This window comes from Sphaerotilus sp. (assembly GCF_041083715.1).
Classification (GTDB): Bacteria; Pseudomonadota; Gammaproteobacteria; order Burkholderiales; family Burkholderiaceae_C; genus Sphaerotilus.
In genome coordinates this window covers 1-6,558 of the sequence record NZ_JBFPGY010000299.1, presented here as the reverse complement: position 1 = coordinate 6,558, position 6,558 = coordinate 1, and the positions used below count along the sequence as shown (strand labels likewise).

Here is a 6,558-nt window from a genome sequence, read left to right as displayed (position 1 = left end):
CGGTACATCACGATCTCGCCGGTGCCGAAATGCGCACTGGCCAGCTTGACGCACACGCCCATCAGCGCAAAAAGAAACGAGGCCAGAACCATCAGCATGGGAGCAGTCATGCCCCCGATGCTAACGACCTCGAGCCCCCGCGGCCTCGCCGCGTGGATCTGACCGGCTTCAGACCAGGCGGAACACGCGGATCAGCACCGCGTTGCGCGCGGGGCGCAGGCTGTCGAGCGTGCCCGTGTAGACGAAGTCGTTCAGCCAGCCATAGCGCCCGGCCGGTGCCGTGAGCTGGATGGTGGACAGGGCGTACCGTGGCTGGCCCGCCGGGGTGCGCACCAGCACCTGGTTGTGGACCGTGATCACGGCGCCGTCGTCGGTCTTCAGCTCATACAGCGCATCGAGCAGGCGGGCGCCGTCCTTGCGCACGAGCTGGCGGTCGGCCCCCCCGGGCAGCACCGTGCCCTTGAGCCCCGGCCCGGCGAACTCGCCGCCGGTGATCGGCACGATGCGGCGCTCGCCCAGCGGCCCGTCGCCCAGGTTCAGGGTATCGGCGATGTCCACGATCGACTCGTAGACAAACTCGGCACGCGGCGGGGCCATGGGCAGGCGGGTGCCGAGCGGCGACAGCTCGGTCGTCGCCGTCTGCGCCGAGGCCATCGGTGCAACGGTGGTGGCCGCAGCGGCCATGCCCAGCAGCAGGCTGCGCCGCAGGGGGTCGGGTCGGGTCGAAGGTGTCATGGGCATCAAGACAGGATCTCCTCATGCAGGATCACCATGCACCATAGTGACCCCGCATCGGACCGGCATGGGCAGAAACCCGCGCCGGTCAGTGGTCCTGGAATGCCATCACCCGCCGGTACCACTCGTGGAAGTGCTGCATGCCGTCTTCCATCGGACTCTGGTAGGGGCCGACCTCGTTGTCGCCGCGGTCCATCAGTGCCTTGCGGCCCGCGTCCATGCGCTCGCCGATCTCGTCGTCCTCGATGCAGGTTTCCATGTAGGCGGCCTTCTGGGCCTCCACATAGTCGCGCTCGAAGGCGGCGATCTCTTCCGGGTAGTAGAACTCCACGGTGTTGAGCGTCTTCGTCGGGCTGATCGGGTGCAGCGTGGACACCGTGAGCACGTTCGGGTACCACTCGACCATGACACTCGGGTAGTAGGTCAGCCAGATCGCACCGTGCCTGGGCACCACACCGTTCTGGTACTTCAGCACCTGCTCGTGCCAGCGCTCGTAGACCGTGGAGCCGGACTTGCCCAGTGCCTTGCCCGCGCCCTGGGCCACGCCGACGGTCTGCACCGAGTAGTCGCGGCCCATCTCCCAGCGCAGATCGTCACAGGTGACGAAGTTGCCCAGCCCGGGGTGGAAGGGACCGACGTGGTAGTCCTCCAGGTAGACCTCGATGAAGGTCTTCCAGTTGTAGTTGCACTCGTGCTGCACGGCGTGGTCGAAGACATAGCCCTCGAAGTCCAGCGCCTGGCGCGGCCCCATGCCGGCCAGATCGGCAGCCACGTCGCGGCCACCGTCCGTCATCTCGAAGACCATGCCGTTCCAGACCTGCACCGGGTAGTTGCGCAGGTTCAGGCACGGGTCTTCCTTGAAGTGCGGCGCGCCGATCAGCTGGCCCTGCAGGTCGTAGGTCCAGCGGTGCAGCGGGCACACGACATTGCTGCCGGTGTGGCCGCGGCCCTTGAGCATCACGGCTTGCCGGTGGCGGCAGACGTTGGAGACCAGCTCGACACCGTTCTTCGTGCGGATGAGCGCGCGCCCCTCGCCTTCGTGCGCGAGGGCGTGGTAGTCGCCGACCTCGGGCACCATCAGCTCGTGCCCGACGTAGCGCGCACCGGAGGGAAAGATGATGCGCATCTCCCGGTCGAAGAGGGCCTGGTCGAAGTAACTCGTGACCGGCAATTGAGTGCGGCTGCGTTGAAGAGCGTCGAGTGTGATGCTCAGGTCGGACATGATCCCCAGGATCTCCAAAAATCCATGTCGAACCACCACCCCATGTTCTGGCCCCAACCAAGGGCGTTTGCCATTTCGAAGGCAAGGTGTTCGCAGCAGGTGCTGCAGCGGGCCGGGGTGGGCGGACGCCCAAGGCGAACCGCGGATTTTAACCCAGACCCGGCCCACGGTCGCCGACCCCGGAAAATGTGAAGTAATTCCTGACACCCTGTTCACTGGGTACAACATGGCACAGGCAGACAGCAGCGACTTCAGCAGCCCAGCAGCGTCGCAGCATGTACAGGACGGAATATTCGATCCCCTCCAAGCCCCCTACAATCAAGAACTTTCCCCGACGCCATGCCCCAGAGCGCCTCCGACACCCCTTCCCGCGAGCCCGTCAGCTACGAGAGTGCACTGGCCGAACTCGATCGTCTCGTGCAGGCGCTCGAATCCGCGCAGCTGCCGCTCGACGAACTGCTCGACAGTTACCGCCGTGGTGCGCAGCTGCTGGGCTACTGCCGCAGCCGGCTCGACATGGTGGAGCAGCAGGTGAAGGTGCTGGATGACGGGCAGCTTCAACCCTGGAACGATCTCTCATGATGCGCACTGCCTTCGACGCCTGGATGCGCGCACAGCTCGAAGCGGTCGAAGCCGCGCTGTGCGTCCACGTCCGTGCCGATGCCCCTGCAGGACTTGGCCTCGCGATGCGCTATGGCGTGCTCGACGGCGGCAAGCGGCTGCGTCCGCTGCTGGTGCTCGCCACCGCGCAGGCCGTCGGTGGCCATGCCGAGGCAGCGATGCGCGCGGCCTGCGCGGTCGAGCTGATCCACGCCTACTCGCTGATCCACGACGACATGCCCTGCATGGACAACGACGTGCTGCGCCGCGGCAAGCCGACGGTGCATGTGCAGTTCGGCGAAGCCCGCGCCATGCTGGCCGGTGACGCGATGCAGGCGCTGGCCTTCGAAGTGCTCACGCCGCCGCCCGCCGCCGATGGCGACGTGGTGCCCGACACGCTGCAGGCCCGTCTGTGCCGCCTGCTGGCGCGTGCGTCGGGTGTCGAGGGCATGGCCGGCGGCCAGGCCATCGACCTGGCCAGCGTCGGCAAGCCGCTGACCGAGACCGAACTGCTCGACATGCACGGCCGCAAGACCGGTGCGCTGCTGCAGAACAGCGTCCTGATGGGAGCCGCCTGCGGCCATCCGTCCGCGGTCGCGCTGGAAGCGCTGTCCGACTTCGGTGCCGCCCTGGGCGTGGCCTTCCAGGTGGTCGACGACATCCTCGACGTGACCCAGGACTCCGACGTCCTCGGCAAGACCGCGGGCAAGGACGCCGACCAGAACAAGCCCACCTACGTCTCGCTGCTCGGGCTCGACGGTGCGCGCGAACGCGCCGCCACCCTCCACGCCCGAGCCCTGTCCGCCCTGTCCGCCTCCGGCCTGGGTGACGTCCATGCCTTGGCCACCCTGGCCGACCGCATCCTCGATCGCGACTCCTGAGCCGCGACCGCACACCGACGGATCCCCCCGCGATGAACGCCCAGAACGCCCATCCGCTGCTGAACCGCATCCAGTCCCCGGCCGATGTGCGCCGGCTCTCGCGCCCCGAGCTGAAGCAGCTCGCCACCGAACTGCGCGACCACCTGCTCAAGAGCGTCTCGCGCACCGGCGGCCACCTGTCGTCCAACCTCGGCACGGTCGAGCTGACGATCGCGCTGCACCATGTCTTCGACACGCCCGACGATCGCCTGGTGTGGGACGTGGGCCACCAGACCTATCCGCACAAGATCCTGACCGGTCGGCGCGACCGCATGCCCACGCTGCGCCAGTACGGCGGCCTGTCGGGCTTCCCGCGCCGCGACGAGAGCGCGTACGACACCTTCGGCACCGCACACTCGTCCACCTCGATCTCGGCCGCGCTCGGCATGGCGATGGGCGCGCAGATCAAGGGCGAGAGCCGCCACTGTGTCGCCATCATCGGCGACGGCGCGATGACCGCGGGCATGGCCTTCGAGGCCCTGAACAACGGGGGCATGCCACACGCCGGCCAGGAGCCGAATCTGCTGGTCGTGCTCAACGACAACGACATGTCGATCAGCCCGCCGGTCGGCGCGCTCAACAAGTACCTGGCCCGGCTGATGAGCGGCAAGTTCTACGCCTCGGCCCGCGAAGGTGCCAAGCAGGTCCTGAAGAACGCGCCGCAGCTGTTCGAGCTGGCCAGGCGCTTCGAGGAGCACGCCAAGGGCATGGTCGTGCCCGGCACCATCTTCGAGGAATTCGGCTTCAACTACGTCGGCCCGATCGACGGCCACGACCTCGACGCGCTGATCCCGACGCTGGAAAACCTGCGCGACCGCAAGGGTGCACAGTTCCTGCACGTCGTCACCAAGAAGGGCTACGGCTACAAGCTGGCCGAAGCCGACCCGATCGCCTACCACGGCCCCGGCAAGTTCGACCCTGCCATCGGCCTGGTGAAACCCGCCACGCCGCCCAAGCCGACCTTCACCCAGGTCTTCGGCAACTGGCTGTGCGACATGGCCGCCGCCGATCCGAAGCTGGTGGCGATCACGCCGGCCATGCGCGAAGGCTCGGGCATGGTCGAGTTCCACCGGCGCTTCCCGGAACGCTACTTCGACGTCGGCATCGCCGAGCAGCACGCCGTCACCTTCGCCGCCGGCCTGTCCTGCGAGGGCGTCCGGCCGGTGGTCGCCATCTACTCGACCTTCCTGCAGCGGGCCTATGACCAGCTCATCCACGACGTGGCGCTGCAGAACCTGCCGATGGTCTTCGCGCTCGACCGCGCGGGCCTGGTCGGTGCCGACGGCGCGACGCACGCCGGGGCCTATGACATCGCCTTCGTGCGCTGCATCCCGAACATGGCGATGCTGACGCCCGCCGACGAGGCAGAGACGCGCATGGCGCTGACAACAGCCTACCGCCATGACGGGCCGGTCGCGGTGCGCTATCCGCGCGGCAGTGGCGTCGGCACAGCCGCGGCCACCGGCGACAGCTTCGACACGCTTCCCTGGGGCCGCGGTGAAATCCGCCGCGAGTCCGGCCTGGTGACCGGTCGACCGGGCAGCAAGCGCATCGCCATCCTCGCGTTCGGCACCATGCTCTACCCGGCGCTGGCCGCTGCAGACAAGCTCGACGCCACCGTCGCCAACATGCGCTTCGTCAAGCCGCTGGACGGGGGGCTCGTCGAGCAGCTCGCCCGCACGCACGATGCCCTGGTGACGATCGAGGAAGGCTGCACCATGGGCGGCGCTGGCTCGGCCGTGGCCGAACACCTCAACGCCGCCGGCATCACCGTGCCGATGCTGCACCTCGGCCTGCCCGACCGCTTCGTCGAGCACGGCGATCCGGCCTTCCTGCTGGCGCAGTGCGGTCTGGATGCTGCCGGCATCGAGGCCTCGGTGCAGCAGCGCTACGGCCAGATCGGGCTGCTGCGCCCGGTGGCCAACGCCTGAAGACCCGCTGACGCCGCGGAACTGTTCAGCCCCAGACGGATCGAAGTGCCCATGCATGTTCTCACTGATGGTGTTGGCGGCCTGCTCCGCCTGGTGGTGCGTCTGTCGTTCCTCGCGGCAGGCGCGGTCTTCTTCATGAGCCTGCTGGTCGCGGGTGTCGTGGTCGCGGGCGCCTACACGCTGTGGAGCCTGCTGCGCGGCCGGCGCCCGACGCTGCAGGACATCCTGCGGTTCCAGCGCGAACGCGGTGGTTGGGCAGGCAGCTTCGGCACCCACACCACCCGGCGCAGCCGCACCGCGACCTCGGACGACGTGATCGAGGCCCAGGCACGCGAGATCACGCGCGTCGTGCGATGACCCGCAGCGCGCACAGCAGCAACAGACCCACGCCCATCACCGCCGCGGCCATCGACAGCCCGGCGACGTAACTGCCGCCACTGCGCGCCGCCAGCCACCCGGTCACAGCCGGCCCGAGGATCTGGGCACAGCCATAGGTCAGCGTCATCCGGCCCATCATCTTGGCCGGGCGTGTCGGGTAGTAGCGTCCGGCCATCGACAGCACCAGGCTCACCAGTCCGATGAAGGTGGCGCCGAACAGCACCGCCCCGGCCAGTGCCGCCATCAGCGTGCCGCCGATCGGCAGGGCGATGCCACCGATGTGCAGCACGCTGCACAGGATCAGCGCGTCGATGTCGCCCAGTCGGCGCGCGATGCGGTCCCAGACGATGACCGCAGGGGCGGCCGTCAGTCCCATCACCAGGAACACCCAGGCCCCGCGGCCGTGCAAGCCGGGCAGCCGATCGACGATGGCGACGATGAAGGTCACGCTCACCACGAAGCCGATGCCGGCGCAGAAATACGCCGCCATGAACACCCGCAGGAACAGTGCACCGGGCGGCCGGTCGGTCATCGCCTGACCGCCGACCGTGACCCCGCTCGTGTCGGGTGGTGGCAACCAGCCCAGTGCCGGCACCATCAGCAGCGCGGCCATCAGGCTGAAGGCCCACCACTGCTGCTGCCAGTCAAGGTGGAGCGCGGTCATCGCCAGCACCGCCGCCGCACAGCCGGCCATGCCGATCCCGATGCCCGAAAAATGCACCCCGAGTTCGCTGCGGTACTGGTGGCGGATCAGCCAGTTCAGGATCAGCCC

At 68.3% G+C, this 6,558-nt stretch carries 7 protein-coding genes and 1 pseudogene; 4 read left to right on the top strand and 4 right to left on the bottom strand.

The window, feature by feature from the left end; all coding sequences use genetic code 11:
* The 3 genes and pseudogenes from AB3X43_RS13960 to AB3X43_RS13950 form a co-directional block, all read right to left on the bottom strand.
* Window positions 1-110, bottom strand: a pseudogene (locus tag AB3X43_RS13960) (EamA/RhaT family transporter); the annotation flags it as partial.
* Between the two features lie 58 nt (window positions 111-168).
* Entirely contained in the window at window positions 169-741 is a 573-nt protein-coding gene (locus AB3X43_RS13955) for a DUF3237 domain-containing protein (protein WP_369430466.1), read from the bottom strand.
* Window positions 742-823: 82 nt separating this feature from the next.
* The gene (locus tag AB3X43_RS13950) at window positions 824-1,957 is read right to left on the bottom strand and encodes an aromatic ring-hydroxylating oxygenase subunit alpha (protein ID WP_369430465.1); all 1,134 of its coding nucleotides are present in this window, start codon (window positions 1,955-1,957) and stop codon (window positions 824-826) included.
* 339 nt (window positions 1,958-2,296) lie between these two features.
* On the opposite strand from AB3X43_RS13950, the gene xseB reads away from it, so the two are divergent.
* The 4 genes from xseB to AB3X43_RS13930 are packed head-to-tail and all read left to right on the top strand — an operon-like array spanning window position 2,297 to window position 5,765.
* The gene (gene xseB, locus AB3X43_RS13945) at window positions 2,297-2,539 is read left to right on the top strand and encodes an exodeoxyribonuclease VII small subunit (RefSeq protein WP_369430464.1); all 243 of its coding nucleotides are present in this window, start codon (window positions 2,297-2,299) and stop codon (window positions 2,537-2,539) included.
* Window positions 2,536-3,438, top strand: coding sequence for a polyprenyl synthetase family protein (locus AB3X43_RS13940; protein WP_473965126.1), 903 nt, complete (start codon window positions 2,536-2,538; stop codon window positions 3,436-3,438). Before xseB ends, AB3X43_RS13940 begins: the two co-directional genes overlap by 4 nt.
* A gap of 32 nt (window positions 3,439-3,470) precedes the next feature.
* Entirely contained in the window at window positions 3,471-5,408 is a 1,938-nt protein-coding gene (gene dxs / locus AB3X43_RS13935; protein ID WP_369430462.1) for a 1-deoxy-D-xylulose-5-phosphate synthase, read from the top strand.
* A 51-nt stretch (window positions 5,409-5,459) separates the two neighbouring features.
* Complete coding sequence (locus AB3X43_RS13930; RefSeq protein WP_369430461.1) at window positions 5,460-5,765, top strand: hypothetical protein; 306 nt, start codon at window positions 5,460-5,462, stop codon at window positions 5,763-5,765.
* Here AB3X43_RS13930 and AB3X43_RS13925 read toward each other — a convergent pair.
* The coding region (locus AB3X43_RS13925; protein ID WP_369430460.1) for a YbfB/YjiJ family MFS transporter at window positions 5,746-6,558 on the bottom strand (813 nt) is incomplete at its 5' end. The genes AB3X43_RS13930 and AB3X43_RS13925 overlap by 20 nt on opposite strands.